The following is a 23,133-nucleotide window of genomic DNA, read 5'->3' as shown; positions in this document are numbered from 1 at the left end:
GATCTCGCCCGCGCCGCGCTTTCGGGTACGGCCCGCCGGCTCCGCCGTTGGGGGGCCGGGGATCATACTGGTCGGGCCCTGATCACCCACTGGACGGTTCCATGGCCAAGAGCAGCTCTTCATCGACCCTCGCCCCCGACACCGCCTGGCTCGGGCGTGGGCGTCACCTCGGGCCGGAGCCCGAGCGGGACGTGCGGCGTAATCTGATCGCCCTCAAGGCGGCCGGGGTGATCGACGATTTCCTCGACCTCGATCCCGTCGAGGCGGCCCGCTCCACCGACATGTTCCCCCGCGACGCCTCCGCCGATCCCGGCCCGTCGGCCCGCCGGCTCTTCGAGGCCCGCTGGCGGGTGGCCGACGGCGTCACCGTGCGCGCCCAGCTCACGACGTACGAGCCCGAGTCCCGCCGTGCGAGCGGCGCGGGTGAGGTCGGCTGGGTGCTCGCCGCCGAGGCGGAGCGCGGGTGGGAGCCGAGCTGGCCCTCCCCCGCCACCGTGTTCTGGCCCGACAGCGACCAGGTGGCCTGGGATCACGACACCGTGGCGGGCGTGCGGCTGCGGACGGCCAACTACCTGCCGAAGGACGACGGTGACCTGCGGCACGTGCTGCGCGACTGCGCCCGGCGCAGCTGGTTCGTCCATGTCGTCGTGCACGAGGCCATGACGCCGGACGCGCGGGGCCGGCGGCCGGTCACCGCGTTCCTGCCGCCGAGCCTCCGCCACCGGGTGATCGAGCACCGCGCCACCCCGGATCAGGCGCTGATCGCCGACTTCGCGATGAAGCGCGAGCTGGGTGTGGGGCTCCCGCGTGGTGGGGCCGTCGTCCTGCCCCCGACGCCGCCCGTGGAGGGCTACGACGCCGAGCGCTTCACCGTACGGGACGTCTTCCTCGACGGCACCGAGCCGACCGAACTCCTCCTGAAGATCGGTGAGTACGCCTCGCTGCCGCGGCCTCTGCCCGTCGACGCCGAACAGGCCCTCACCCGTCTGCGCCAGGGCTGGCACCTGCTCACCCCGGAGGAGGAGCTCGTCCACGCACGGGCGATGGTCACCCGGTACGCCAAGGCGCTCGAGGCCATGACGGCGTCCTGCGACCTGTACCGGGAGGCGGCCGAGTCGGCCCTCGCCGCGCTCGCCGAGGCCACCGGCGGCGACGGCACGGACCGGGCGGCGGCACTGCCGGCCGCGCCGGCCGCCGAACCGGAGACCTCGCCGCTGAAGGCCTTCACGAAGACGCTGGGCCTGTTCCGCGGCCAGAACCGGTAGCGGGGCGGGATTGGCTCAGACCATGCTTCTTCCGATCATCGGAGCGTCGCAGACTGCTGTGCGACCGTGAACCACGCGCGTACCAGCAGGGGGATCACCATGAGGACGGTGCCGAGCACGACACATCTGCCGGAGGCGCGACGGACGGGCGCCCGGGCGGAGACCACCGCGCAGGGCCACCGCTTCGACGCGCGGGTATGCGCACTGGACCTTGGCGTGGCGCAGCTGTCCGCGGTGTCGTACGGGCCGTGCTCGCGTTCCGCCCGCCGCACCCGGCGGTCGGAGCCGGAGGAGGTGTACCAGGTGGGTGTGATCACGGGCGGGCAGCAGCCCGTCCGTCAGCCGGGGAACCGTACGGTCCCGGCCGCGGGGCAGATCGTCGTCCACGACGGCGCCCGCGCCTTCGAGACGGCCGGAGCCGGGGAAGGCGGCGGCGGTGCGGCCGCGTCGCTGGTGCTGCGGTTCCCGCGGCGGTTGATGCCGCTTTCCGACAAGGTGGTGGCCCCGCTGTGCGGGACCCTCATCACGGCGACGAGCGGAGTCGCGCGGGTTCTCGTCCAGACGCTGAGCACGCTGGCGGACCCGGCGACGGAGCTCACCGACGCCGATCGTGTGCGCCTCGGCCCCACGGTGGTGGATCTCGCGGCCGCGGTGGTGGCGCACCACGCCGAGCAGGCGGCGCTCCTGCCCCGCGAGTCACCCGCACTCCTGTTACGCCAGGAGGTCCTGGCCTTCATCGGCCGGAACCTCCATCGCCCCGAGCTGACCCCGGCCGCCATAGCCCAGGCGCACTGCGTGTCCGTCCGGACGCTGCACCGCGTCTTCGAGGGGTACGGGCAGACGGTCGCGCAGATCGTCCGTCGCGAGCGGATCGGCCGATGCCGGAGGGACCTCGCAGACCCGGCGTTGCGCAGCACGCCCGTCGCCGCGATCGGTGCACGCTGGGGCTTCGCCAGGGCCTCGGATTTCACCCGCGCCTTCCGGAGCGCCACCGGTCTCACTCCCACCGCTTACCGGGCCGACGTGCGGCGGCCGCGCCGCTGACGCGCACGCCCGCCCGGCGCCGGGGACATACGTGAGACGGCCGGCGGGCCGACGGCCGGCACGGCGTCCCCCCGGCCCGTGGAGCCGCGGGCGGGGGGGACGCGTACCACCCGTCGGTACGAGGTCGGCGCCCGGGCCGGCGCACCCGCACGCGACCCGGGGCCGTCCTCCGTACCGTCAGCTGCGGGTGCTGTACGACCCGGAGCGGTAGTCCACGCCGTACGGGCACTCCGCCTTGGCGTACTCCCAGCGCCACGAGCTGGAGGCGGTGCTGCCGTTGGCACAGCGCACGGTGGCCTTGACGTACTTGCCCGAGCCGGCGCACTTGGCGTGGTAGCGGCCCGCCCCGCCGGGGCCGGCGTTGTCGTGCCAGGTCTGGCAGGCGGCGGCCGAGCGCCCGCCCGCCGCGGCCGGCGCCGCCTGAGCGCTCGGCGCGCTCGCCACGGCCGGTGCCGCCATCAGAACGGACGACAGCAGCGCCGCCGCGGCCAGGCCCGAGGAGATCCTCTTCATGTGTCCCCCTGCATCACAGAGTTGAGCGGTCAGGTGAAGCGTTGGAGCAACTCCACGACGATCCTGCCCCGCCTCGCGCGTCACGTCCTTCCCACCTGGCGCCACCTGCTTGGCTCCGAGCGCCGTCGCGTCCTGCGCCTCGTACTCCGACCGCCGCCGCTCAGAGCTGGTTGATCGGGCGCATGGCCAGGCCTTCGGTGCCGGCCCAGCCGTTCACCCGTGCGGCGTCGTCGACGGAGACGGTGTCGAGACCGCGGGGCAGCTCGAAGGCGAGCGTGCCGCTCAGTTCGGTGCCCTCGCCGGCGACGAGGGTGGCGGTGAAGCCGTCGGACCGGTCGTACGTCGCCTCGCCGCCCTCGTCGTTGCCGAAGACGTACAGGCCCGCGTACGCCTTGCCGCCCGGCTGGACGACGACGGGCTCCGTGTCCGGTTCGCCGAGCGCCTCGACGATCGGGTCGCTGTTGTCGTCCGTGAGCCGTACGAGTGGAGCGTCGTTGAGGGCGCACGGCTTCTTCGTGGTGTTGGTGACGGTCAGCAGGAAGTGGCGCGGAGTCTCCCCCCGGCCGTCCTGGAGCTCGACGGCGGTGCGCAGGCCGGTGGCCTTGCAGTCCGCGTACGGCGTACCGTTGCCGCCGCCGGTCTCACCGCCGTCGCCCTTTCCGGCGGCCGTCGGGCTGCTGCCGCCGGTCCCCGAGTCGCCCGTGGGCGCGGTGGTCTTGGACGCGCTGCCGCCGGTCGAGGCGGATCCGGAAGGAGCGCCCGAGGAGGTGGCCGGGGCCGGAGTGGCGTGGTCCTCACCTCCGGACGGCTGGCAGGCGGTGATCGTCAGCACCGCGGCGACCACGGCCGCGCCCAGTGCGGTGCCGCGCAGGCCCCGGCGGCGCAGGGACCCGACTTCGACCGTCTTCGCGATCATGCTTACTTCCTCTTCCCCCCGTGACCGGACCGGAGCCGGCCGCCTGCGTACGTCACGGCCATCTTCACCGCGCGGAAGGGCCGGAACACGGTCTTCCGTGGCTTGTTACAGCCCTCGGACGAACCGGCGGCCTCGGCGTGACCTCGCGGCCGGGCGCGGGCCGGCGGTCACGCCCCGGTGCCCGGCCGCGGCCTGCTGTCGTGGCCGGATGTCGCTCGCGGCGGCAGCCGGTGCAGGACGACGTCTTCCAGTACGCCGTCCGAGACCTTCACCGTCATGTACGTGCAGTGGGGCTGGCGGCGGCGGTCGGTGGGTGAGCCGGGGTTGAGCAGGCGCAGGCCACCGGGCGCCGTGGAGTCCCACGGGATGTGGCTGTGCCCGAAGACGAGGACGTCGAGGTCGGGGAAACGACGGGCGCAGCGCTGCTCCCGCCCCGCTGCCGCCCCCGTCTCGTGGACCACGCCGAACCGCAGGCCGGCCAGTTCCGCCCGTGCGACCTCCGGAAGCCGGTGCCTCAGAGCGGGACCGTCGTTGTTCCCGTACACCCCGATGAGGCGGCGGGCGCGGGCCTCCAGCAGATCCAGGGCGGCCTCGTCGGTCCAGTCGCCGGCGTGGATGACGACATCCGCCTGGTCGACGGCCAGGAGGAGCTCCTCCGGGAGATGCTTGGCGCGGGCGGGGAGATGGGTGTCCGAGGTGAGCAGCAACCGCATGGCACCACGATAGGAGCGGAACGGAACGGCGGGAGGCCCGGCGAAGAGGAGGCACGGGCCGTCGGCGGCGCCGGCGGCCGGTCAGTGGCGAGCGAGCGGGCCCCAGGAGCCCTGCTGCCGGGCCACCTCTTCCTCGGCCTCCGCGATGACCTGTTCGTCGACCCACCCGAGCGGCTCCACGTCCCGCAGAAGCGGCTCGTTGTCGGGGCCCCGGTCGCCCGTCTCCCTGCCGGACAGCAGCCAGGGCCGTACCCGGCCGTCCCGGACGTGCGGCAGATGCGAGTAGTCGTACAGGCGGCGCGCCGCCCAGGTACGCAGGGGACGCTGCCCCCACCAGTGCTCGACGTCCAGCGGATTCGCGGAGAGGCCGGGCAGCTCCACGCCGGTCAGTCCGTCGCGGCTGGTGGACGCCGCGAGGTCCTTCTCCGGGCCCAGGGACCAGCGGAGATACAGACGGCGCCGGGTGGCGATCAGCTCGGTCAGCTCGTCCAGGGACCGGATGGTGGCCGTCATCGTGGCCGGGGCGTGCTTGTCGCGCATGTCGGGCCGACTACCCCGTCCTGCCGGTCCTCACGCGGACGCGGGAGCCGCGTGAGGACCGGGTGGGGCGGCCGTGGCCCGTCGCGATGCCTGCCCGCCCCCGGGTCGTCCGGCGCGGCCGCTCAGTCACGCGGCTCCTTCTCGCCACCCGCCCGACGCCGGGCGTCCTCCTGCGCGCTCACGCTCGGGCTGAGGGCGTCGGTCGCCGGCTCGCCGCCGTCCGCGTCCTTGCCCTTGTCGTGCCGGGCGCCCGTCTCGGCGTCCTCGACCTCGTCCAGAACCTCCCCGAGGACCGTCTCGGGATGCTTCTCGCTCGTGCCGGGCGTGTGCTGGTGTCGGGACATCGTGCGTCTCCTCGGCGTTCTTCGCGGACGTCGACTCCCACGTCCGCACGTACGCACCCCGCTACCCCGCGTCCCGCGTTTCACCCCCGTCCCTGCCTCCGCGCCGGGACTCGATGCGCCTCACGACCTTCTGCGACGCTTTGCCTCCCTCGTGTGAGTCCTGCCGCCCGCCAGGGCTGAGTTCCGCGTCACGGGGCAGGCGCCGGATCAGGATGAGGCCAAGCGCTTCCGCCGTGCGTGCTCAACGGCGCGGGCGTACCCACCGACCTGGGAGAACCGTAGCCATGACCCGTCTGCCCGGCACGTACGAGTCGTACTGGATGGAGACCGCGAAGGGCCCCGAGCATCCTCCGCTCGCCGGCGCCCTGGACGTCGACGTCGCCGTGATCGGCGCGGGTGTCGCCGGTGTCAGCACCGCCTGGGAGCTGGCACGCGCGGGCCGGCGGGTGGCTCTGCTCGAGGCCGACCGGGTGGCCGCGGGAGTCACCGGCTACACCACCGCCAAGCTGTCCGCCCAGCACGGCCTCGCCTACGCCCGGCTGCGCAAGGCGTCCGGGGTGGAGGGCGCGCGGCAGTACGCGCGCTCGCAGCAGGACGCCGTCGAGCACGTCGTCGAGGTGGCGGCGGAGCTGGGCGTCGACTGCGACCTGGAGCGGGTCCCCGCCTATGCGTACGTGGAAGCGGCGGAGGCGGCCGACGAGCTGAGGGCCGAGGCGGAGGCGGCACGGGAGGCCGGGCTCGCGGCCTCGGTCGTCTCGGACACCGGTCTGCCGTACGGCGTCGCGGCCGCGGTCCGGGTGGAGGACCAGGCGCAGTTCCATCCGCGGACGTATCTCCTGGCTCTCGTCGCCGATCTCGTCGCGAAGGGCGGGGTCGTGCACGAGCGGACGCGGGTCGTGTCGCTCGACGAGGGCGAGCCCTGCCGCCTCACGACCGAGGGCGGGGCCGAGATCGTGGCCCGGGACGTCGTGGTCGCGACCCACTACCCCGTCTTCGACCGCGCCGGGCTGTTCTCCCGGCTCGAGCCGCGCCGGGAGCTCGTGGTCGCGGGCGTCCTTCCGGCCGACCAGGACCCGCACGGCATGTACCTGACGCAGGAGCAGGGCACGCGGTCGGTGCGCACCGCCCCGTACGGTGAGGGCGAACGGCTGCTGATCGTCACCGGCGAGCAGTTCACCCCGGGTGCCGGTGAGGTGAGCGGGCGGTACGAGCGGCTGGCCGCGTGGACCCGGGAGCGATTCCCGGACGTACGGATCACGCACCGCTGGGCGGCGCAGGACAACACCACCACGGACAAGGTGCCGTTCGTGGGACCGTTCCACCCCGGCGCCCGGCACGTGTACGTGGCCACGGGCTTCGGCGGCTGGGGCATGAGCAACGGTGTGATGTCGGGGCGGCTGCTCACCGCGCTCGTCACCGGCGACGAGCCGCCCGCCTGGGCCGGCCTGTACGACCCGCGGCGCCTCCACGCCCGGGAGGCGCCCGCCCTGCTCAAGGTCCAGGGCACGGTCCTCAAGCACTTCGTGGGCGACCGGCTGCGGCCGTCGCACGTCGACAGCATCGACGAGATCGCGCCCGGTACGGGGGCGGTCGTACGGGTCGCCGGGCGGCGCTGCGCGGTCTACCGCGACGAGAGCGGTGCGGCCCAGGCGGTGTCCGCGCGCTGCACCCACCTGGGCTGCCTGGTCCACTTCAACGACGCCGAACGCGCCTGGGAGTGCCCCTGCCACGGCTCGCGGTTCGCGACCGACGGCAGCGTCCTCCAGGGCCCGGCGCTCCGGCCGCTCGAACCGCGGCCGCTGCCGGGCGCCGAGGAGAGCGAGAGCGGCACCGGCTGACGGCGTGCGGGGGTGGCGGCCGTGCGGGCAAGCGGCCGTGCGGGCAGGCGGCCGTGCGCCTAGAGGACCTTGGAGAGGAACGCCTTGGTCCGGTCGTGCCGCGGGTTCGTCAGGACCTCGCGCGGGTGGCCGGATTCGACGACGACGCCGCCGTCCATGAAGACCAGCGAGTCGCCGACCTCACGGGCGAAGCCCATCTCGTGGGTGACGACGATCATCGTCATGCCCGACTCGGCCAGGTCGCGCATGACGTCGAGGACGTCGCCCACCAGCTCCGGGTCGAGCGCCGAGGTCGGCTCGTCGAAGAGCATCAGCTTCGGCTCCATCGCCAGCGCGCGGGCGATGGCGACACGCTGCTGCTGACCGCCGGACAGCTGCGAGGGATAGTTCCCGGTCTTGTCGCGCAGGCCGACCCGGTCGAGCAGGCGCTCGGCGCGCTCGCGCGCCACGGCCTTCGACTCGCCCTTGACCTGGATCGGCGCCTCCATCACGTTGGCCAGGGCCGTCATGTGCGGGAAGAGGTTGAAGCGCTGGAAGACCATGCCGATGTCGCGGCGCTGGGTGGCGACCTCGCTGTCCTTCAGCTCGTAGAGCTTGTCGCCCTTCTGGCGGTAGCCCACCAGCCGGCCGTCGACGGACAGCCGGCCGCCGTCGATCCGCTCCAGGTGGTTGATGCAGCGCAGGAAGGTCGACTTGCCGGAGCCGGACGGACCGACCAGGCAGAACACCTCGCCGTTCTGCACCTCCAGGTCGATGCCCCGCAGGATGTGCGCGGCGCCGTAGGACTTGTGGACGCCTTCGGCCTTGACCATCGGCTCGCCGGTCACCGGGCCACCTCCGGACGGCGGAACGTCGTCAGCGTCTTCCTGACCTTCTGCCAGGGCGTCGGCGGCAGGTGCCTGGTGGTGCCGCGGGCGTAGTACCGCTCCAGGTAGTACTGGCCGATGCTGAACAGCGAGGTGAGGATCAGGTACCAGGCGGCCGCGAGGAACAGCATCTCCACGGGCGCGCCCGAGGTCTGGCCGATGTCCTGCGCGTACCGCAGGAGTTCGTAGTACTGCACCGCCGCCACCAGCGAGGTCGTCTTCAGCATGTTGATGAACTCGTTGCCCGTCGGCGGCACGATCACCCGCATGGCCTGCGGGATCACGATCCGGCTGAGCGTCTTGCCGTGCCGCATGCCGAGCGCGTGCGCGGCCTCGGTCTGGCCCTCGTCGACCGCCAGCAGGCCGGCCCGGCAGATCTCCGCCATGTACGCGGCCTCGTTGAGGCCGAGGCCGAGGAGCGCCGTGAGGAACGGCGTCATGAAGTCGGACCACTCGTCCTGGTAGAGCGGGCCGAGGTTGATGTACTCGAAGACGAGCCCCAGGTTGAACCAGACCAGCAGCTGCACGTACACCGGCGTGCCACGGAAGAACCAGATGTAGAACCACGCGACCGAGGAGGTCACCGGGTTCTTCGACAGGCGCATCACGGCCAGCAGGACGCCGCCGACCACGCCGATGAGCATGGAGAGCACGGTCAGGGTGAGCGTCTCGCGGACGCCCTTCAGGACGCGGTCCTCGAAGAAGTAGGCCGGGAAGGCTGCCCAGTTGATCCTGCCTTGGGCGAAGGCGTAGACGAGGGCGCCGAACAGGGCCAGGACCGCCAGGGCCGCGACGTAGCGGCCGTAGTGTCGGACCGGGACGGCCCGCATCTCGAGGTCGTGGTGCCGGACCGGGGCGGTCCGCACCTCCAGGTCGGTGTGCGGCATCAGGCACCGCCGTTGATGACGGCCTTGGTGACGGCTCCGTCCCGGCTGCCCCACTTGTCGAGGATCTTGCCGTAGCGCCCGTTGGCGATGATCGCGTCGAGCGCCGCGGCCAGCGCGTCCCGCAGCCGGGTGTCCTTCTTCTCGACGGCGATGCCGTACGGGAGGGCGCCGGTCTGCTCGCCGATCAGCGCCAGGTCCTTGCCGCCGCCGGAGGTCTTGACGGCGTACGCGGCGGCCGGGAAGTCGGAGCTGCCGAAGTCCGCGCCGTTGCTGCGGACCCGGGTCTGGGCCTCGGCGTCGGTGTCGAAGGCCTCGATGTCGATCGCGGGGCGCCCGGCCTTGGTGCATGTCGCGCTCTCGGTTCCCAGCAGGTTGGAGGCGACGGAGCCGCGCTGGACGGCGACGGTCTTCCCGCACAGGTCGTTCCAGCCCTTGACCTCTCCGGCGGCGGCCTGCTTGCGGCCGTAGACGGAGACTCCGGCGGTGAAGTAGTCGACGAAGTCCAGGCCTTCGCCGATCTTCTTGCCGGTGGCGGAGTCGACACCGTTCTGCCGGTCCTTGGTGTCGTTCATGGCGGACATGATGATGTCGTACCGGTCGGCGCGCAGTCCGCTGACGAGGGAGTCGAAGGTGCCGTTCTCGAAGCGGAATTCCACGCCGAGCTGCTCGCCGAGGGCCTGGGCGATGTCCACGTCGAGGCCGACCGTGCGGCCGGCGGAGTCCTTGAACTCGACCGGCGGGTAGGCGATGTCGGACCCGACTCTGATGACGCCGGTGGCCCGGATGGCGTCGGGCAGCCGGTCGCTCAGCGGGCCGGCGGCGGTGGAGCCCTTCGGCTTGCCGCTGCCTCCGGCGTCGTCCCGCTGGTTGCCGCAGGCGCTCGTGGCGGCGGTCAGGGCCGCGCAGGTGAGGAGGAGGGCGGCGGTACGGAGCGGGGAGGATATGCGCGCGGTCACGTCGATGGCTCCAAGAGGGATGGGGGGAACGGGTCTGGGTGGCGGACGGAGGGCGTGGGTGCGCACGGCCCGGGGAAACGCCGAGGGGCCCGGCCCCGAGGAGTCGGACCCCTTCCGATCCGTACGGCTGCCGGATCGGTGACGTGGTGACAGGTCGTTCACCGCACGGCCGGGCGGGCGGTGCCGGCCGGAAGGCCGGAGCGTCGCCGCCCGGCAGCGGGTCTTGCTCGCTCTACTGCGGGGCCTGCGGCCGCAGTCGCAGGCCGTGCATGCCGTTGTCGACGGCGAGCACCGTGCCGACCGTGCCGCCCGACAGCGGGCTCGCAAGGTAGGCGATCGCGCCCGCGACCTCGTCGGCGGACACCAGTCGGCCGGTCGGCTGGAACGCGTTGAGCGCGGCCTTGGCGGCTTCCGGGTCCGGCGTGTGGGCGACCGACCGGTCGATCCACGGGGTGTCGGCCGAGCCGGGTGCGACGCAGTTGACCCGGATGCCCTCGCGGACGTGGTCCGCGGCCATGGCCAGCGTCAGCGCGTACACCGCGCCCTTGCTGGCCGAGTACAGCACCCGCTGCTCGACGCCGGCCCAGGCCACGACCGAGCAGGTGTTGACGATCGCCGCGGCGGGCGAGCGCCGCAGGTGCGGCAGCGCGTGGCGGGCGACGCGGACCATGCCGACCACGTTGACGTCCAGGACGCGCAGCCACTCGTCGTCGCTGTTCGCGGCGACGTCGCCGATCGCGCCGATGCCGGCGTTGTTGACGAGCACGTCCAGCCGGCCGAAGCGCTCGACCACGGCGTCGACGGCGGACTTGACCTGGGCGTCGTCGGTGACGTCGGCCGCTATGCCGGTGATGCCGTCCGGAAGCCCTTCCGGTTTCAGGTCGAGGGCGGCGACCGTGGCTCCCCTGGCGGCCAGCAGCTTCGCCGTGGCCAGACCGATGCCGGACGCTCCGCCGGTGACGATCGCGACCAGTCCTTCGAAGTCACTCACGAGTTCTCTCCTGTTCCTTGCGGATTGCCCGCGGACCGTCCGCGCTCAGGAATCCGGTTGTTCCACGGTGGGCGCCGCCGCGCGGCGGCGCGGCAGACACAGCTGGGCGGCCAGCAGGCCGGACGCGGCGACCAGGGTCCACAGCGCCCAGGGCGCGAAGGCGTAGACGGCGCCGCCGATGAGCGGGCCCGCGCCGGTGCCGATCGTGTACGCGACGCCGTACAGCCCCTGGTAGCGGCCGACCAGCCGGGGCGGGGCCAGGCTGCCGAGGTAGGCCTGGGAGACGGAGGTCGACATCATCTCGCCGAGCGTCCACATCACGACGGTCGCCGCGAGCAGGACCATGTTGTTCATGAGCCCGGTCAGCGCGAGGCCGACGCCGATGAGCAGGTTGCCGATGGCGAGCACGTACTCCAGCCGGTAGCGGGAGACCCAGCCGGTGATGGGCAGTTCGAGGGCCAGCACGAGCAGGCCGTTGAGCCCGATGAGGAGACCGAAGTCGCCCGCGCTCAGGCCGACGTCGCTGACGTGCAGCGGCAGGCCGACGGTGGACTGGATGTAGACGAACTCGGCGACCAGGATCATCACCAGGAAGCGCACCAGGGTGCGGTCGGCGAGCGCCTGGCGGTAGCCCACCGCCTTGTCCCCCTGCCCGTCGGCGGCGTCCTCCTCGTCCGTCTGCGCCGAGGGCTCGTTGCGCAGCAGCACCGCCACGACGACGCCGAAGAGCAGGCAGGCGGCGGCGTTGACGAGGAAGAGTTCCGTGTACGAGGTGCTGGCGAGCACACCGCCGATGACGCCGCCGAGGGCGGCGCCGATGTTCTGCGCGAAGCGGAACACGCCGAAGGCGGCGAGGCGTTCCTGCTTGCCCGACACGGCGTCGACCAGCACGGCGGCCGCGGCCGGCCGGTAGATCTGCGAGGTGACGCCGATGAGGCCGACCACGGTGATGATGAGCGGCAGGGAGGCCAGGGACGGCACGACGGCGGTGAGCGCGGCGGTGGTCACGCCGGACAGCACGATGGTCCACCGGCGGCCGATCTTGTCGGCGAGGTAGCCGCCGACGGCGTTGCCGAGCACCTTGCCGAGGCCGGAGATGCCGAGGACGAGTCCGGCGGCGCCGGCGGAGTAGCCGCGCTCGGTCAGGTACAGGACGATGAAGACGGGCAGGAAGTTGCCGACCTGGTTGACCAGGATGCCGAGGCTGATGATCCATACCCGGACGGGTAAGCGGCGCAGTGCGTCGCGGAAGCGCGTCTCCTCGACGTCCGACTGGTCCGTGGGCGTGGTGCTCATGCGACGGGCTCGGTGCGCACGTGGATCGTCTCGGCCAGCCGCTTGCTCTGGGCGATGGCGTCGGCGGCGTCGGAGCCGCGGGCGATGACGTAGCCGCCGATGTCCTCGTTCCAGGTCAGCGGGGCCACCACGTCGCCGGGCTTCACCTTGACGTGGAGATCGACGAAGGCCGGGTCGGCGCGGACGGCGTCGATGCCGGTGATCTCCACGACCCGGCCGGGCTCCGGCGTGAGGGCCTGGAGGGCCACTCCGGCGCGGGGCTTGGGCGACTCGGTGAGCGGCTCGACCTTGCCGAACCGGATGCCGAGGGCGTAGCGCTCCATGTCGACGCCGTAGACGATCTCGGCCATCTCGTTGAGGCCGTAGCCGCCGATGCGGTTGTGCGACTCGATGATCCGCGGGCCGCGCGAGGTCAGCCGGATCTCGGTGTGCGCGGGGCCGTTGCGCAGTCCCACGGCGTCGAGGAAGTCGGACACCAGCAGCTCGACCTCGCGCAGCGTGTCGGCCGGGTGGATGCTGGGCTGGGAGAGGCCGAGCTCGACGAAGCCGGAGCCGCCGCCGAACGCCGCCTTGTCGGTGACGGCGACGACGACGTGCCGGCCGTCGAAGCTCAGCGTCTCCACGCTGACCTCCGGGCCGTCCAGGTACTCCTCGACGAGGAACTCCTCGAAGGAGTCGTCGCTGAAGAGGTCGCCGACGGCCCACTGTTCGTCGTCGAGGGACCGGTACTGCTCGGCGACGGCGTCGATGTCGGCCTCGTCGCGGACGCGGAAGACGCCGACGCTGCCGGATTCCCGGACCGGCTTGACGATGACCGGGAAGCCGTGGGCCTTGACGAAGTCGCGGAGGTCCTGCGCGGAGCGGCCGACCGCGGAGGCCACCGGGCTGATGTCCTTCGCGGCCAGCAGCTGACGCATCCGCCACTTGTCGAGGAGGAGTTCGACGGTGTCGACGGACTCGCCGTTCAGGCCGAGCTCCTCGTTGATCCGCGCGGCGGGCAGCAGTCCGAGCTCGAACAGCGACACGGCGGACTGGAACGGGTACGTCTCGTGCAGCGCCCGGGCCAGCGGGAGGAGCCGGTCGATGTCGCCGTAGTCGACCAGCAACGCCTGGTCGACGTAGGGCCAGTGGCCGCTGTCGTACGCGTCCGGGTACTGGGCGTGGACCACGTCGAGACCGAGTTCCCGGGCCTTGCGCACAAGCTTGAGCTTGCCGCCGATGACCAGGACGCGGGGCCGTCCGGTGGGTTCGACATCGATGGACAATGTGGCTCCTTTTCTCACGTTCCGGCCTCCGGGATCGCCGGAGGTCGGCAAAGGCGTCACCACTGGGAAAGGGATCAGTCCGGCAGCTCCGTGCGGTGCGACGCGCGGAGGCTCGGCGGCCTCATGTCCGTCCCCATGCGGTCGAGACAGTCGGACTTCGGCGCGGGTTCCCCGACGGTGGTCCGGCCGACGGGCGTGTTCCCTGCCGAGTGGTCAGAGGGAAGGCTGTTCCTCGTGGTAATGGATCACCGCCCGCAACGCTATCACGGTGAGCCCCACCGGAACGGAGGAGTTTCATCGCCCCTGGCCCAGCACCTCGGCGATCGCCTCGACGCCGAAGTCGATCTCCTCACGGGTGATCACCAGCGGCGGCGCCACCCGGAGATGCCCGTTGTTCTCCTTGCACAGCAGGCCGCGTTCGGCCAGCGCCTCGGAGACCTGGATGCCCCGCGTACGGCCTTCGGCGATCTGCACGCCGGCCCACAGGCCGCGGCCGCGGACCTCGGCGACGCCGTCCACCTCGCCCAGCCGGGCGTGCAGGTAGGTGCCGAGTTCGCGGGAGCGCTCCTGGAACTCGCCGGTGGCGAGCAGCCGTACGACCGCGCGGCCGACGGCGGAGGCCAGCGGGTTGCCGCCGAAGGTCGAGCCGTGCTCGCCGGGCTTGAGCACACCGAGGACGTCGGCCCGGCCGACCACCGCGGACACCGGCATGAGGCCGCCGCCGAGCGACTTGCCGAGGGTGTACAGGTCGGCGCGGACGCCGTCGTGGTCGAGGGCCAGCGTCGCGCCGGTGCGGGCGAGGCCGCACTGGACCTCGTCGGCGACGAACAGGGTGTTGGTGTCGTCGCAGAGCTGGCGGACCTCGGAGAGGTAGCCCTTCGGCGGGACGACCACGCCCGCCTCGCCCTGGATGGGCTCCAGCAGGACGGCGGCCGTGTGGTCGGTGATCGCCGCGCGCAGGGCGTCGATGTCGCCGAAGGGCACCACCCGGAAGCCGGGCGTGAAGGGGCCGAACTCGTTGCGGGCGGTGGTGTCGGTGGAGAGGGAGACCATGGTCGTGGTGCGGCCGTGGAAGTTCGCGGCCGCGACGACGATCTCGGCTGCGCCGTCCGGCACGCCCTTGACCTGGTAGGCCCACTTCCTGGCGACCTTGATCGCCGACTCGACCGCTTCGGCGCCGGTGTTGGCGGGCAGCACCGTCTCGGTGCCCGTCAGCTCGGCCAGTTCACGGCAGAACAGTCCGAACTGGTCGTTGTGGAAGGACCGTCCGGTCAGCGTCAGCCGGTCGAGCTGCGCCTTGGCCGCGGCGACGATCTCCGGGTGCCGGTGGCCGAAGTTGAGCGCGGAGTAGCCGGACACGAAGTCCAGGTAGCGCCGGCCGTCCTCGGCGGTGATCCAGGCGCCCTCGCCGTGGGTGAGCACCACGGGCAGCGGGTGGTAGTTGTGCGCGCTCCAGCGGTCCGTGAGGGCGGCGTGGTCGGGGGTGGAGGTGGCGTCCGCAGTCGCGTTCATGGCGTGCTTCACCTTTCGCGGTTGATCAGTGGTCCGTGCGGCGGTCCGTGCTCGCGTCGACCATGCCGGCGCTGAGCGTCGCTCCGTCCTGCGGGTCGATGAGCAGGAACGAGCCGGTGCGCCGGTTGTCGACGTAGGTGTCGACGGCGACCGGCTCGGCGGTGAGGATCCGTACGCCGCCGATGTCGTTGGCGGAGAGGCCGTCCTCGCAGGGCAGGCGCCGGGCGATGGCGACGTCCGTGCGGTACGTGATCTCCTCCACCACCGCCGGGACCGTCCGGGTGGTGTGCTTGAGCAGCACGCGCTGGCCCTTGCGCAGCGGGCGCTCGTCGAGGTGGCACACGGTCGCGGTGAGCCGTCGCAGCGGCTCGGGGGCCGGGTCGGCGGCGAGGACCTCGCCGCGGGAGACGTCGATGTCGTCGGCGAGGCGGACGGCGACCGAGTGCGGTGCCCACGCCAGGTCGGTCTCCCGGCCGAGCACGCTGAGGCCGACGACCGTGCTGGTGGCGCCGGCGGGCTGCACGACGACGGGGTCACCGACCTTGAGCAGGCCGGAGGCGAGCTGTCCGGCCAGCCAGCGTTCCACGGTCTGCCGGTCGGCGGAGGGCCGGCGGATCACGTACTGCACCGGGAGGCGCAGCGGTTTGCCGGTCGGGTCGGCGCCGAGCGGCACGTTCTCCAGGTGGGACAGGAGCGTCTCGCCCTCGTACCAGTCCATCCTGGTGGAGGGTTCGACGACGTTGTCGCCGGCCAGCGCCGACATGGGGACGGCGACGACGTCGGCGAGGCCGAGCTCGCGGGTGCGCTCGGTGAACTCGCGCACGATCGCGGTGAAGGTGGCCTCGTCGTAGTCGACGGCGTCCATCTTGTTGACCGCGAGCACGACGTGCGGGACGCGCAGCAGCGCCGTGATCGCTGCGTGCCGCATGGTCTGTTCCACCACGCCCTTGCGCGCGTCGACCAGGATCACCGCCAGGTCGGCGGTGGACGCGCCGGTCACCATGTTGCGCGTGTACTGCACGTGGCCGGGCGTGTCCGCGAGGATGAAGCGTCGCCGGGGCGTTGCGAAGTAGCGGTAGGCCACGTCGATCGTGATGCCCTGCTCGCGTTCCGCCCGGAGACCGTCGGTGAGCAGGGCCAGGTCGGGATCGTCCTGGCCGCGCCGGCGGGACACCTCCTCGATGGCCGCCAGCTGGTCGGCGAGCACGGACTTGGTGTCGTAGAGCAGCCGGCCGACCAGTGTGGACTTGCCGTCGTCGACCGACCCGCAGGTGGCCAGTCTGAGCAGGCCGCCCGGCCGGCTCGCGGACACGCCGGTCCGGTGGTCGGCTCCCGCTTCCGCAACGTCCGTTGACATCTCTAGAAGTACCCTTCTCGCTTGCGGTCCTCCATGGCGGCCTCGGACAGCCGGTCGTCGGCCCGGCTGGCGCCGCGCTCGGTCACGCGGCTGGCCGTGATCTCGGCGATCACCGCCTCCACCGTCGAGGCCGTCGAGTCGACGGCGCCGGTGCAGGACATGTCGCCGACCGTGCGGTAGCGGACCTGCCGTTCGGTCAGCGGCTCGTCGTCCCTGGGGCCGCCCCACTCGCCGGGCGTCAGCCACATGCCGTCGCGCCGGAACACCTGGCGCCGGTGCGCGTAGTAGATCTCGGGCAGTTCGATGCCCTCGTGCTCGATGTACTGCCAGACGTCCAGCTCGGTCCAGTTGGACAGCGGGAAGACGCGGACGTGCTCGCCCGGCTCGTGCTGGCCGTTGTACAGCTGCCACAGTTCGGGCCGCTGGCGGCGCGGGTCCCAGGCGCCGAACTGGTCGCGCAGGCTGAACACGCGCTCCTTGGCGCGGGCCTTCTCCTCGTCGCGCCGGCCACCGCCGAAGACGGCGCCGAAGCGGCCGTCCCGGATGGCGTCGAGCAGCGGCAGGGTCTGCAGCGGGTTGCGGGTGCCGTCCGGGCGTTCGCGCAGCGTCCCGTTGTCGATGTAGGACTGCACGGACGCCACGTCGAGGTGGAGGCCGTGCTTCTCGACGATCCGGTCCCGGTAGTCGATGACCTCGGGGAAGTTGTGGCCGGTGTCGACGTGCAGCAGCGAGAACGGCAGCGGCGCCGGGGCGAAGGCCTTGAGCGCCACGTGCAGCATGACGATCGAGTCCTTGCCGCCCGAGAACAGCAGCGTCGCCCGGTCGAACTCGCCCGCCACCTCGCGGAAGATGTGCGCGGCCTCGGTCTCCAGCATCTCGAGGTGGGTCAGGGGGGACACCGCCGGCGGCAGCTGGCCGCCGAGGTGTCCGGGCCGGTCGTTGACCTCGGCCCCGGCGACGGCGGTCACGACAGACCTCGTTCCGTGAGCAGGGCGCGCAGCCGCTGGATCGATTCCTCGACGGTGAGCTCCTCGGTGGCCAGGCGCAGGTCCGGGTCGACGGGCGCCTCGTAGGGGTCGTCCACGCCGGTCAGGCCCCTGAGGTCGCCGGCCGCCTGCTTGGCGTACAGGCCCTTCACGTCCCGGTCGGCGCAGGTCTCGACCGAGGTCGCCACGTGCACCTCCAGGTAGGGGACGCCGCGGGCGGCGTGCAGGTCGCGCACCGCGGCGCGGGAGACCGCGTACGGGGCGATGACCGGCGCGAGGACGGTGACGCCGTGGGCGGCGAGCAGCCCGGCCACGTAGCCGACCCGTCGTACGTTGGTGTCGCGGTCCTCCTTGGAGAAGCCGAGTTCCGCGGAGAGTGCCGCGCGCAGCTCGTCGCCGTCGAGCACCTGGACCCGGTGTCCGTCGGCCCGCAGGCGCTCGGCGAGGCCCAGCGCGAGGGTGGTCTTGCCCGCGCTGGGCAGTCCGGTCAGCCAGACCGTGCCGCCCTGCCACACGGCCGGTCCGCCGTTTGGTTCGGTCATGTTCGGTGCTCCCTTTCGCGCGGGCCGGTGGTCTCCGGCGCCGCGCCAGTCATGGTTACCGTCGTGCCGTTCCCGGCCAGTGCTCCGCTGACCGGGTCGGCCACCCGCCCGTCGGCGATGCGCACCGAGGCCACTCCGCCGGCCAGTGCCTCACGGGCCGCGACGAGCTTGAGTGCCATGCCGCCGCCGGCGAAGCGTCCGGGCGCGCCGGTCGCCGGCACCTCGTAGGTCCGCATCACGCTGGTCTCGTCGGCGGCGTCGGCGAGGACGCCCGGTGCGCCGGTGAGCAGCACCAGTTCGTCGGCGCCCAGCGCCGCCGCGATCGCCGCCGCGGCGCGGTCGGCGTCGACGTTGACCGGGTGGTCGTGCTCGTCGATCGCGGGCGGTGAGACGACCGGCACGAAGCCGGACCGCAGCAGGGTCTCGGCGAGTTCCGTGCGGACCTCGGTGAGCCGGCCGCTGAGGTTGTCCCGGACCAGTACCGTCCGGCCGTCCACGACGGCGCGGACGGCGGCCTTGCGGCGGGCGCGCAGCATCCCGCCGTCCAGGCCGGTGAGGCCGACCGCGGGGACGCCGAGCCGGGTGAGCTCGGCGACCATCTTCGGCTTGACCGCACCGGCCAGGGCGAGGATGACCACCTCGAGCGTCGCCGGGTCGGTGTACCGGGTGGACACCTTGTCGGGTGCGACGAGGGTGCGTTGCGGGACACCGAGCTCCCCGGCCAGCCGCGCGATCTCCCCGGAACCTCCGTGGACGAGGAGTACGGACTGTCCTTCGGCGACGAGCTTGGCGACGTCGGCGCAGATGCCGGCGGCGTCGACGGCCGGATTGCCGCCGCACTTGACGACGGTCAGCGGTCTGGTGGTCATCGTGTCTCCAGTTCGCCCGGGGCTAGACGGGATGCAGGCCGGGGAAGGTCAGGCCGAGGTTCTCGGGCCAGCCCATGCGGATGTTCAGGCACTGGACCGCGTTGCCCGCGCCGCCCTTCATGAGGTTGTCCAGGGCGGCGATGGTCACCAGTCGTCCGGCCTCCTCGTCGACGGCGTAGCCGACGTCGCAGAAGTTCGATCCCAGCAGGATCTTGGGCTCCGGGTAACGGAAGGTGCCGCGCTTCTGGGCGACCAGGCGGACGAACGGCTCGTCCTGGTACTGCTCGCGGAACGCCCTGCGCACCGCCGCCGTGTCCACGCCGGGGCGCAGTGTGGCGTGGCAGAGGGTCTGCACGCCGCGCACGGCCTCGACGCCGGTCGCGGTCATGGCGACCGAGATGCCGCCGAGGTGCCGGGAGATCTCGGCCTCGTGGCGGTGCCCGGTGGGTGCGAACACCCGCATGGCGCCGCTGCGTTCGGCGTGCAGATTGGCCTGGCCGGCGGTGGCGCCGGATCCGCTGGATCCGGTGCGCGCGTCGAACTGTGCCGACGGCTCGACGAGTCCGCGCGCCACCAGCGGGTGGAGCGCGAGCACGCCGGCCACCGCCATGCAGCCGGGCACGCTGACCAGGTCGGCGGTGCCCAGGCTGTCCCGGTACAGCTCGGGGATGCCAGGGACGAAGTCGCCGAGCAGGTGCGGGGCGGCGTGCTCGACCCCGTAGTAGCGCTCGAAGACCTCGGGGTCGTCCAGCCGGAAGTCACCGGTGAGGTCGAAGACCTGCTTGGCCCGGCCCATCCAGTGGTCCATCTGCGTCATGGCGGCGCGGTGCGGCGTGGCGAGGAAGACGGCGTCGCAGTCCTCCACCTCGTCGGCCGTGCAGAACAGCAGGTCGGTGGCCGACCTCAGGTTCGGGTGCACACCGTCGATCCGCTTGCCGGGGAAGCGGGAGGACACCGCGCCCACCACCTCGACCTCGGGATGGCCGATGAGCAGGCGCAGCAGTTCGCCGCCGATGTAGCCGGCCGCGCCGACGACCGCGACGCGGATCACGACGTGGCTCCGGTGAAGATGGCGAGTCCTCGCACGACTACTCCCCCCAGTCCTCTTCGACCTCGGGGGCGAGGGCGAGCACGGCCGGGCTCAGGGCCACGATCTCCAGCTCGCTGCGGCAGCCCGCGCACTCGACGATCTCGTTGAGCCGCACCGAGTCGCTGAGCTGGACCGCGTCCTCGCACTCCGGGCAGGCCTGTGTTGTGGTGGTCATGTGATGCCGTTCCTCTCCGTCAATCGTGTCGGTGGTGCGTGTGGGTGGGTGGGTCAGTGGGCCGCGCCGGAGAGGGCGGCGGTGTCGAGGGCGGTACGGACCGTCCTCACCACCCGCTCCGCGGTCAGGTCGTAGTGGTGGACGAGGTGCTCCTGGTTGCCGACCGTGTCGACGAACCGGTCCGGCATGCCGACCCGCAGCACCCGGGTGGGCGCCTCCTCGGCCAGGGCCTCGGTCACGGCGCCGCCGAGGCCGCCGCTGCGCCAGTGCTCCTCGACGGTCACGACGAGGGAGGCCGGCCGGGCCGCGGCCACCAGGGCCTCGGTGTCGAACGGCCGCAGCGTGTGCAGGTTGAGGACGGTGGCCTCGATGCCGTGCGCGGCGAGTTCGTCGGCGGCGGCGAGACTGGCCAGCACCGGGTACGGTCCGCAGCAGGCGAGCACGACGTCGCCGCCCTGTCGCAGGGTCTGGGCCTTGCCGATGACCGGCGGCGGGGCCTCGGGCAGGGCCGGCGTGGGCTTGCGGCCGAGCCGGACGTAGAGCGGTCCGGGCAGGGCCACGCTCTGCTCGACGAACGCCTCCGTGGCGGCGGCGTCGGCCGGCACGACCACGGTCATGTTCGGCAGCACCCGCATCACGGCGAGGTCTTCCAGGGCCTGGTGGGTCGGTCCGAGGTGGCCGGCGGCGAGGCCGCCGTGGGTGGCCATGATGCGGACCGGCAGCCGGTTGTAGGCGATGTCGATCTTGATGGGTTCCAGGGCGCGGGAGGTGGCGAAGGCGGCCATGGTGTTGACGTACGGAACGCGTCCGCACGCGGCCATGCCGGCGGCGATGCCCATCAGGTTGTGCTCGGCGATGCCGAGGTTGAGGTACTGCTCGCCGGCCGTCCCCGCGTGGTCCGCGCTGAACAGGCCGGTGTCGCTGTCCAGACACATCAGTTCGGGATGCCGGCCGAGCAGCGGGAGCAGGGTGTCCCGGTAGGCCTCTCGGGTCGCGCGGCTCATCGGTCCTCGTCCTTGGGTCGCAGGGCCGCCATGGCCCGGGCGTGGTTGCGCGGCGAGAGCGTCACGTAGTGGCTGGCCGCCCGTCCGGCGAGGAAGGGCAGGCCCTGGCCCTTGACCGTGCGGGCGATCAGGACGCTCGGCTTGCCGGGCTCCCAGGGAGCCGCGGCGAGGTGGTCCGCCACCTCGTTCACGTCGTGGCCGTCGACCTCGCGGACCGCCCAGCCGAAGCTGCGCCAGCGGTCGGCCAGCGGCTCCATCGGCGCGATCCCGTCGGTGGCGCCGGTCAGCTGGAGCCCGTTGCGGTCCACGACGGCGACCAGGCGGTCGAGGCGCAGCGACGCGGCCGCGATGGCCGCCTCCCACACCGAGCCCTCCTGGAGCTCGCCGTCGCCGAGCAGCACGAAGCTGCGCGCGGCACGGCCGGCGTAACGGTTGGCCAGTGCGAAGCCGCAGGCCAGCGCGAGGCCGTGGCCGAGCGAGCCGGTGGGCAGCTCCACGCCGGGCACCGCGCGGACCGGGTGGCCCATCAGCCGGCTGCCGGGCCGGCCGTACCCGGCGAGTTCCTCGACCGGGAAGAAGCCGCGCTCGGCCAGCGTCGCGTACAGGCCGACGGCGGCGTGGCCCTTGCTGAGCAGGAAGCGGTCGCGGTCCGGGTCGTCGGGGCGCCGCGGGTCCACGTCCATCACCGAGAAGTACAGCGCGGTGAGCACCTCGGTACAGGAGAACGCGCCGCCGAGGTGGCCGCCTTCCGGACCCGCGCACATGTCGACGACGTGCGAGCGGATGCGTGCGGCGACCGCCTCCAGCGTGTCGAGGGCCGGCGCCTGGGTGGCGCTCATCGTGCGGCTCCGGCGAGGGTGGCCACCATGTCCGGGTTGGCCCACACCTTCTCGAAGGCGTCCGCGTAGAAGCCGAGCAGCTCGCCCGATCCCGGGTGCAGGTGGCGCTTCTGCAGGGTCAGCGAGTCGGCGATGATCGCGCGGGTCACCTCGTAGCCCTCGCCCGGCGTCGGGGCGGACGCGCCGGTGACGGTCCAGGGATAGCCGGAGCCGAAGCCGACGCGGTCGACGAAGACCTTCTGGTCGGGCAGCGGCATGAGCTGGTACTGGGACATCGGCACGCCCTCGGCGCGCAGCAGCCGGCGCAGCGCCGAGCGCAGGGCCTCCGGCCGCACGCCGTCCAGGCCGAACGCGGCCCCGTCGAAGCGGAAGCGGAGGATGTGCCAGGCGTGGGTGGTGTCCGGGAGCGCGGTGGGCACGCGCAGGCCGGGCAGCTCGGCGAGCCGCCCGAGGAACTCGGTGACGTTGCGCTGCCGGGCGCTCTCGTAGCTGTCGAAGCGGGCGAGCTGGGCGTCGGTGAACGCGGCCTGCAGGGCGTTCATCTTGTGGTTCCAGCCGAGGCCGTACGAGATGTAGTCGCGGTCGCGGCCCGCCTCGATCACCTCGCCGAACTGCCGGCCCTTGCGCACCGCCTCCGCCAGCTCGGCGCTGCCGGTCACCAGCAGACCGCCCTCGCCGCAGGTGGGGATGTTCTTGGTGGCCTGGAGGCTGAACGCGCCCGCGTCGCCGATCGAGCCGACCGGCCGGCCGCGGTGGGTCGCACCGGGCGCCTGGGCGGCGTCCTCGATCACCGCGAGACCGTGGCGGCGCGCGATGTCGGTGATCCGGTCCATGTCGGCGGGCGCGCCGTGCAGGTGCACCGGGATGATCGCCTTGGTCCGGTCGGTGATCCGGCGCTCGATGTCGTCCGGGTCGATGTTGAAGGTGACCGGGTCGACGTCGGCGAACACCGGGACGGCCATCTGGTGGACCGGGGCGAGCCCGGTGGCGATGAAGCTGAGCGCGGGCACGATCACCTCGTCCCCGGGCCCGACGCCGAGCGCGGCCAGCGCGAGGGACAGTGCGGCGGTGCCGGTGGACACCGCGACGCAGTGGTCGTAGCCGAACCGCCGCGCCCAGCGCTCCTCGAGGGTGGACACCGGGTTCGCGCCGTCCGAGTTGGACACCAGCCTGGCGCCGTCGAGCGCGTCGATGACGGCCTTGCGGTCCTCGTCCTCGACCAGCGGCCATTCCACGTGGCGCCGGTCCTTCGGCACGGCCGGCGAACCGCCGAACGCTGCCAGCTTGCTCATCACAGTCCTCTCGACATGGTCACGGTGGTCGAA

General features: G+C 72.6%; 24 protein-coding genes. 3 read left to right on the top strand and 21 right to left on the bottom strand.

Going from position 1 to position 23,133, the window contains the following annotated elements:
* Nucleotides 1-101: 101 nt before the first annotated feature.
* Nucleotides 102-1,265: a hypothetical protein gene (locus tag ACIGO8_RS11295; RefSeq protein ID WP_399727441.1), complete on the top strand. Its 1,164-nt coding sequence runs from the start codon at nucleotides 102-104 to the stop codon at nucleotides 1,263-1,265.
* A 108-nt stretch (nucleotides 1,266-1,373) separates the two neighbouring features.
* On the top strand, nucleotides 1,374-2,309 hold the full coding sequence (locus ACIGO8_RS11290; RefSeq protein ID WP_399727438.1) for a helix-turn-helix domain-containing protein: 936 nt from the start codon (nucleotides 1,374-1,376) through the stop codon (nucleotides 2,307-2,309).
* Nucleotides 2,310-2,486: 177 nt separating this feature from the next.
* Here ACIGO8_RS11290 and ACIGO8_RS11285 read toward each other — a convergent pair whose 3' ends face one another.
* The 5 genes from ACIGO8_RS11285 to ACIGO8_RS11265 form a co-directional block, all read right to left on the bottom strand.
* The gene (locus tag ACIGO8_RS11285; protein ID WP_399727436.1) at nucleotides 2,487-2,822 is read right to left on the bottom strand and encodes a hypothetical protein; all 336 of its coding nucleotides are present in this window, start codon (nucleotides 2,820-2,822) and stop codon (nucleotides 2,487-2,489) included.
* 160 nt (nucleotides 2,823-2,982) lie between these two features.
* Nucleotides 2,983-3,738 carry a DUF4232 domain-containing protein gene (locus tag ACIGO8_RS11280; protein WP_399727433.1) on the bottom strand — a complete coding sequence of 252 codons (756 nt, stop codon included), beginning with the start codon at nucleotides 3,736-3,738 and terminating at the stop codon, nucleotides 2,983-2,985.
* A 167-nt stretch (nucleotides 3,739-3,905) separates the two neighbouring features.
* Nucleotides 3,906-4,451: a metallophosphoesterase family protein gene (locus tag ACIGO8_RS11275; protein WP_399727431.1), complete on the bottom strand. Its 546-nt coding sequence runs from the start codon at nucleotides 4,449-4,451 to the stop codon at nucleotides 3,906-3,908.
* 81 nt (nucleotides 4,452-4,532) lie between these two features.
* A complete protein-coding gene (locus ACIGO8_RS11270; RefSeq protein WP_399727428.1) occupies nucleotides 4,533-4,991 on the bottom strand; it encodes a DUF6098 family protein in 459 nt (152 codons plus the stop codon).
* A gap of 122 nt (nucleotides 4,992-5,113) precedes the next feature.
* Entirely contained in the window at nucleotides 5,114-5,335 is a 222-nt protein-coding gene (locus ACIGO8_RS11265) for a hypothetical protein (RefSeq protein WP_399727426.1), read from the bottom strand.
* A 284-nt stretch (nucleotides 5,336-5,619) separates the two neighbouring features.
* Between ACIGO8_RS11265 and ACIGO8_RS11260 the strand changes: the two genes are divergently transcribed.
* Complete coding sequence (locus tag ACIGO8_RS11260; protein ID WP_399727424.1) at nucleotides 5,620-7,173, top strand: FAD-dependent oxidoreductase; 1,554 nt, start codon at nucleotides 5,620-5,622, stop codon at nucleotides 7,171-7,173.
* 59 nt (nucleotides 7,174-7,232) lie between these two features.
* Here the strand turns inward: ACIGO8_RS11260 and ACIGO8_RS11255 are convergent, their stop codons facing one another.
* The 16 genes from ACIGO8_RS11255 to ACIGO8_RS11180 all read right to left on the bottom strand — a co-directional run bounded on the left by ACIGO8_RS11255 (nucleotide 7,233) and on the right by ACIGO8_RS11180 (nucleotide 23,100).
* Complete coding sequence (locus tag ACIGO8_RS11255; RefSeq protein ID WP_399728516.1) at nucleotides 7,233-7,985, bottom strand: amino acid ABC transporter ATP-binding protein; 753 nt, start codon at nucleotides 7,983-7,985, stop codon at nucleotides 7,233-7,235.
* Nucleotides 7,986-7,996: 11 nt separating this feature from the next.
* The gene (locus ACIGO8_RS11250) at nucleotides 7,997-8,926 is read right to left on the bottom strand and encodes an amino acid ABC transporter permease (RefSeq protein WP_399727421.1); all 930 of its coding nucleotides are present in this window, start codon (nucleotides 8,924-8,926) and stop codon (nucleotides 7,997-7,999) included.
* Nucleotides 8,926-9,882, bottom strand: a complete 957-nt coding sequence (locus tag ACIGO8_RS11245; RefSeq protein WP_399727418.1) for an ABC transporter substrate-binding protein — start codon at nucleotides 9,880-9,882, stop codon at nucleotides 8,926-8,928. Before ACIGO8_RS11245 ends, ACIGO8_RS11250 begins: the two co-directional genes overlap by 1 nt.
* 232 nt (nucleotides 9,883-10,114) lie before the next feature.
* Nucleotides 10,115-10,873, bottom strand: a complete 759-nt coding sequence (locus ACIGO8_RS11240) for an SDR family NAD(P)-dependent oxidoreductase (RefSeq protein WP_399727415.1) — start codon at nucleotides 10,871-10,873, stop codon at nucleotides 10,115-10,117.
* Nucleotides 10,874-10,918: 45 nt separating this feature from the next.
* A complete protein-coding gene (locus tag ACIGO8_RS11235) occupies nucleotides 10,919-12,169 on the bottom strand; it encodes an MFS transporter (RefSeq protein ID WP_399727411.1) in 1,251 nt (416 codons plus the stop codon).
* Complete coding sequence (locus ACIGO8_RS11230; protein ID WP_399727409.1) at nucleotides 12,166-13,434, bottom strand: ATP-grasp domain-containing protein; 1,269 nt, start codon at nucleotides 13,432-13,434, stop codon at nucleotides 12,166-12,168. Before ACIGO8_RS11230 ends, ACIGO8_RS11235 begins: the two co-directional genes overlap by 4 nt.
* A gap of 294 nt (nucleotides 13,435-13,728) precedes the next feature.
* Nucleotides 13,729-14,946 carry an ornithine--oxo-acid transaminase gene (gene rocD / locus ACIGO8_RS11225; protein ID WP_399727406.1) on the bottom strand — a complete coding sequence of 406 codons (1,218 nt, stop codon included), beginning with the start codon at nucleotides 14,944-14,946 and terminating at the stop codon, nucleotides 13,729-13,731.
* A gap of 25 nt (nucleotides 14,947-14,971) precedes the next feature.
* Nucleotides 14,972-16,303, bottom strand: coding sequence for a sulfate adenylyltransferase subunit 1 (locus ACIGO8_RS11220; protein WP_399727403.1), 1,332 nt, complete (start codon nucleotides 16,301-16,303; stop codon nucleotides 14,972-14,974).
* Nucleotides 16,304-16,305: 2 nt separating this feature from the next.
* The gene (gene cysD / locus ACIGO8_RS11215) at nucleotides 16,306-17,178 is read right to left on the bottom strand and encodes a sulfate adenylyltransferase subunit CysD (RefSeq protein ID WP_399728513.1); all 873 of its coding nucleotides are present in this window, start codon (nucleotides 17,176-17,178) and stop codon (nucleotides 16,306-16,308) included.
* Nucleotides 17,179-17,267: 89 nt separating this feature from the next.
* Nucleotides 17,268-17,831, bottom strand: coding sequence for an adenylyl-sulfate kinase (gene cysC / locus ACIGO8_RS11210; protein ID WP_399727400.1), 564 nt, complete (start codon nucleotides 17,829-17,831; stop codon nucleotides 17,268-17,270).
* Nucleotides 17,828-18,700, bottom strand: coding sequence for a [LysW]-aminoadipate kinase (locus ACIGO8_RS11205; protein ID WP_399727397.1), 873 nt, complete (start codon nucleotides 18,698-18,700; stop codon nucleotides 17,828-17,830). The genes cysC and ACIGO8_RS11205 overlap by 4 nt, the downstream gene beginning before the upstream one ends.
* A gap of 22 nt (nucleotides 18,701-18,722) precedes the next feature.
* A complete protein-coding gene (gene argC, locus ACIGO8_RS11200; protein WP_399727394.1) occupies nucleotides 18,723-19,751 on the bottom strand; it encodes an N-acetyl-gamma-glutamyl-phosphate reductase in 1,029 nt (342 codons plus the stop codon).
* 37 nt (nucleotides 19,752-19,788) lie between these two features.
* Nucleotides 19,789-19,965 carry a lysine biosynthesis protein LysW gene (lysW, locus tag ACIGO8_RS11195; RefSeq protein ID WP_399727391.1) on the bottom strand — a complete coding sequence of 59 codons (177 nt, stop codon included), beginning with the start codon at nucleotides 19,963-19,965 and terminating at the stop codon, nucleotides 19,789-19,791.
* Between the two features lie 53 nt (nucleotides 19,966-20,018).
* Nucleotides 20,019-20,969 carry a transketolase family protein gene (locus tag ACIGO8_RS11190; protein ID WP_399727388.1) on the bottom strand — a complete coding sequence of 317 codons (951 nt, stop codon included), beginning with the start codon at nucleotides 20,967-20,969 and terminating at the stop codon, nucleotides 20,019-20,021.
* The gene (locus tag ACIGO8_RS11185; protein WP_399727386.1) at nucleotides 20,966-21,808 is read right to left on the bottom strand and encodes a transketolase; all 843 of its coding nucleotides are present in this window, start codon (nucleotides 21,806-21,808) and stop codon (nucleotides 20,966-20,968) included. Before ACIGO8_RS11185 ends, ACIGO8_RS11190 begins: the two co-directional genes overlap by 4 nt.
* A complete protein-coding gene (locus tag ACIGO8_RS11180; RefSeq protein ID WP_399727384.1) occupies nucleotides 21,805-23,100 on the bottom strand; it encodes a DegT/DnrJ/EryC1/StrS family aminotransferase in 1,296 nt (431 codons plus the stop codon). The genes ACIGO8_RS11185 and ACIGO8_RS11180 overlap by 4 nt, the downstream gene beginning before the upstream one ends.
* Between the last annotated feature and the right edge of the window lie 33 nt (nucleotides 23,101-23,133).

Origin of the sequence: Streptomyces sp. NPDC053493 (genome assembly GCF_044544825.1) — a bacterium.
Lineage (GTDB): Bacteria > Actinomycetota > Actinomycetes > Streptomycetales > Streptomycetaceae > Streptomyces.
Note: the sequence above shows the minus strand (reverse complement) of the source record. Positions and strands in the feature narration are given on the sequence as shown.